At 62.8% G+C, this 3,077-nt stretch carries 5 protein-coding genes and 1 pseudogene; 4 read left to right on the top strand and 2 right to left on the bottom strand.

Annotated elements, in window-relative coordinates; all coding sequences use genetic code 11:
• Window positions 1-231: pseudogene (locus EN994_RS24555) on the bottom strand (3-isopropylmalate dehydrogenase); the annotation flags it as partial.
• 142 nt (window positions 232-373) lie between these two features.
• Between EN994_RS24555 and dapD the strand changes: the two are divergent.
• The 4 genes from dapD to EN994_RS24535 all read left to right on the top strand — a co-directional run bounded on the left by dapD (window position 374) and on the right by EN994_RS24535 (window position 2,820).
• Window positions 374-1,228, top strand: a complete 855-nt coding sequence (gene dapD / locus EN994_RS24550; protein WP_013528480.1) for a 2,3,4,5-tetrahydropyridine-2,6-dicarboxylate N-succinyltransferase — start codon at window positions 374-376, stop codon at window positions 1,226-1,228.
• Window positions 1,229-1,300: 72 nt separating this feature from the next.
• Window positions 1,301-1,663: a DUF805 domain-containing protein gene (locus tag EN994_RS24545; RefSeq protein WP_013528479.1), complete on the top strand. Its 363-nt coding sequence runs from the start codon at window positions 1,301-1,303 to the stop codon at window positions 1,661-1,663.
• Window positions 1,656-2,033 carry a DUF805 domain-containing protein gene (locus EN994_RS24540; RefSeq protein WP_024502086.1) on the top strand — a complete coding sequence of 126 codons (378 nt, stop codon included), beginning with the start codon at window positions 1,656-1,658 and terminating at the stop codon, window positions 2,031-2,033. The genes EN994_RS24545 and EN994_RS24540 overlap by 8 nt, the downstream gene beginning before the upstream one ends.
• A 13-nt stretch (window positions 2,034-2,046) precedes the next feature.
• A complete protein-coding gene (locus tag EN994_RS24535) occupies window positions 2,047-2,820 on the top strand; it encodes a hypothetical protein (RefSeq protein ID WP_063169724.1) in 774 nt (257 codons plus the stop codon).
• On the opposite strand, the gene EN994_RS24530 is transcribed toward EN994_RS24535, so the two are convergent.
• Window positions 2,723-3,077, bottom strand: a 355-nt coding sequence (locus EN994_RS24530; protein ID WP_281060204.1) for a ketopantoate reductase C-terminal domain-containing protein, incomplete at its 5' end; no start/stop codon positions are given. The genes EN994_RS24535 and EN994_RS24530 overlap by 98 nt on opposite strands.

Below are 3,077 nucleotides of genomic sequence, written 5' to 3'. Positions count from 1 at the left end.
GATCACCGTCGAGCGGATGCCGCGTTCGGCTAGGATCATTTCCGGTTTCAGGAGTTCGAGTTGCAGCCTGACCGCGCGCAACTCGCGCCGCGTCATGAAGTCGGGATCGTTCCAGGCGAGCCGGTAGGTTTCGGCACGCGTCTGCGGCGTGTCAGGCACGCTCTTCGACCGCTCCAGATCCTCGTCCGAATGCGGCAGCGGCGTCCACCCCGCCTTTTCCATAGGAGTCATAACTACCCGTCCAATTCCCTTAACTGCGCCGTCCCGTGACGCACACGCGATTGACCCCCATTAAGCCTTAACATAGGGTCCGCGCGACTTTCAAAACAGGTTAAGGCTCAGTCCCTTAACAGCTTGGTAATGGAGCGAATTCATGTCGAAGCCCGATCTGGCGAGCCTCGAAAAGACCATCGAGAAGGCCTTCGAGGAACGCGATGCGATTTCGACTGCGACGCGCGGCGAAACGCGCGATGCCATCCAGTCGGCGCTTGACCTGCTCGACCGCGGCGCCGTCCGCGTCGCCGAGCGGCAGGCCGACGGCAAGTGGCATGTCAACCAGTGGCTGAAGAAGGCCGTGCTTTTGTCCTTCCGGCTCAACCCGATGGAGATCATCAAGGGTGGTCCCGGCGAAGCGACGTGGTGGGACAAGGTGCCGTCGAAGTTCGATGGCTGGGGCGCTGTCGATTTCGAAAAGGAGGGCTTTCGCGCCGTGCCGGGGTCGATCGTGCGTCGCTCGGCCTATATCGCGCCGGGCGCCGTGCTGATGCCGTCCTTCGTCAATGTCGGCGCCTATGTCGATACAGGCACCATGATCGACACCTGGGTCGGGGTAGGCTCCTGTGCCCAGATCGGCAAGAACGTGCATCTTTCCGGCGGCGTCGGCATCGGCGGCGTGCTGGAGCCGATGCAGGCAGGTCCGACCATCATCGAGGACAATTGCTTCATCGGCGCGCGCTCGGAAGTGGTCGAGGGCTGCATCGTGCGCGAAGGCTCGGTGCTCGGCATGGGCGTCTTCATCGGCCAGTCGACCAAGATCGTCGACCGCGCTACCGGCGAGATTTTCTATGGCGAAGTGCCGCCGAATTCCGTCGTCGTCGCCGGAGCGATGCCGGGCAAGCCCTTTCCGAACGGCGAGCCGGGTCCGAGCCTCTACTGCGCCGTCATCGTCAAGCGCGTCGACGCCAAAACCAGGTCCAAGACCTCGATCAACGAATTGCTGCGCGATTGATCTTTGCGCAAAGCGGGCGCACCTTCCGCCGGCGCGACAATCGGTCGCGCGGGTTCATCATGGAGGGGTGACATGGACTGGAAGTATCTGCTCACAAGTTTTGACGGTCGCATCAACCGTGGCAAGTTCTGGGCCGCGATTGGCGTTTTCATCGTCATTGGCATCGTTGCCTTTATTCTCGATGCGATCCTCGGTACACGCATCACCACGGCCAGTGGCGCCCAGATCGGCATCATCGGCATTCTCATCGCTCTGGCCTCGATCTATTTCGCACTCGCAGTCTACGCCAAGCGCTGGCATGATCGCGGCAAGTCGGGCTGGTGGAGCCTGATCATGCTGGTGCCATTGATCGGCCCGATCTGGTTTCTGGTGGAATGCGGCATTCTCGAAGGCGCCAGGGGCGCCAATCAATATGGACCGGACCCGCTTGCCTGACAGATCAGATCTCACCTGGCTTTTCTTCAAAACCTCGGGCCGCGTCAGTCGCGCGGCCTATTTTCTTGGCGGGTTGCTCGTCGCTATCATCCAGGCCTTCCCGCTCTACCGCTTCACGCTGGTGCCGGAAGGTTCGGCCGAGAGCAACATGTGGTCGTTCATCTTCTTCGTCGCCTTCATCGCCTCGCTGTGGTCGAACATTGCCCTGGCGGTCAAGCGGCTGCACGATTTGGACAAGCCGGGCATTGCGGCGCTGATCCTGTTCGTGCCGGTGGTCTCGATCGTGGCCTTCCTTGTGTTGTGCCTGTTTCCGGGGCAGCCTGGACCCAACCGCTACGGCCGGCGCACCAACGAGCCAGCACAACCCTGAGGTTCGATCGGACATGCGCTACCGTACGCTTGATCCGAAACTGATCATCGAGACCGCAGAACGGCTGGAGACGCGCGTTGCGGAGCGTTTCCCCGATGCCGGCCTGCGCGGCGTTGCCGCCGAACTGGTCTCGCTGTCGCGCGACCTGGCACAGGGCGCCAAGGCCCTGGAAGCGCCGATCTGGTGGCTGCGCGGCCTCATCGTCGCCGCTGTCGTTGCCGGCGCACTGATGTTCATCTTCGTCGGAACCGTATTGCCATTCGACCGCATTTCCAAACCGGGTGATGCCGTCCAGTCTGTGCAAGGCATCGAAGCTTCGCTCAACATGTTCATCCTCGCCATTGTCGGATTTCTCGCCTTGATCCGCTCCGAGGAGCGCATCAAGCGCAAGCAGGTCTTTCGCCAGCTGCATGGCCTGCGCTCGCTGATCCACGTCATCGACATGCACCAGCTGACCAAGGATCCGGCGGCGCTGTCGGCCGATTTCAAGCCAACGTCGCATTCGCCCGCCCGCATCACCAATGCCGCCGACCTGGCGCGTTACCTCGACTATTGCTCCGAAATGCTGTCGATCACCGGCAAGATCGCCGCATTGTTCGCGCAGTCGGTCAATGACGACGTGGTCATCGACGGCGTCAACGACATCGAGAACCTGGCGTCCAACCTGTCGCGGAAAATCTGGCAGAAGATCACGTTGATCGACGGCCGGCCGGTGCAACAATCTGCTCCGGCGCCAGGCCCGGCGAGCCAAGCCGCTCCGCTTCCGCCGCGCGCACCAAGGCGATGATCCGCTGAACCGTCGGCACGGGCGTGCCGGCCTTCCCCGCCAGCCGCAAGATGGCACCTTGCAAGTCGTCGATCTCCGTCGGCCGGCCGCGCTGAAGATCGTCCCACATCGACGAGCGCGCCTGCGGGTCGATCGCCAGCATGCGCCGCGCCAAGAGCTTGAACAGCCAGTCCGGCAGCCTGAGCACTTTCGGCAGCAGCGCCGGCCGCAGGCCGGCGATCCGCGCCGGCTCGATGCCGGACGCTTGCAGCGCCGTG

Origin of the sequence: Mesorhizobium sp. M7A.F.Ca.CA.002.09.1.1, assembly GCF_003998555.1 — a bacterium.
GTDB lineage: Bacteria > Pseudomonadota > Alphaproteobacteria > Rhizobiales > Rhizobiaceae > Mesorhizobium > Mesorhizobium ciceri.
This window is presented reverse-complemented; position numbering and strand designations above follow the sequence as displayed.

What these genes read in the sequence shown, in the direction of transcription:
- dapD (WP_013528480.1), top strand. Translation starts at nt 374, where the DNA reads ATGTCGAAGCCCGATCTGGCGAGCCTCGAAAAGACCATCGAGAAGGCC.
- EN994_RS24545 (WP_013528479.1), top strand. Translation starts at nt 1,301, where the DNA reads ATGGACTGGAAGTATCTGCTCACAAGTTTTGACGGTCGCATCAACCGT.
- EN994_RS24535 (WP_063169724.1), top strand. Translation starts at nt 2,047, where the DNA reads ATGCGCTACCGTACGCTTGATCCGAAACTGATCATCGAGACCGCAGAA.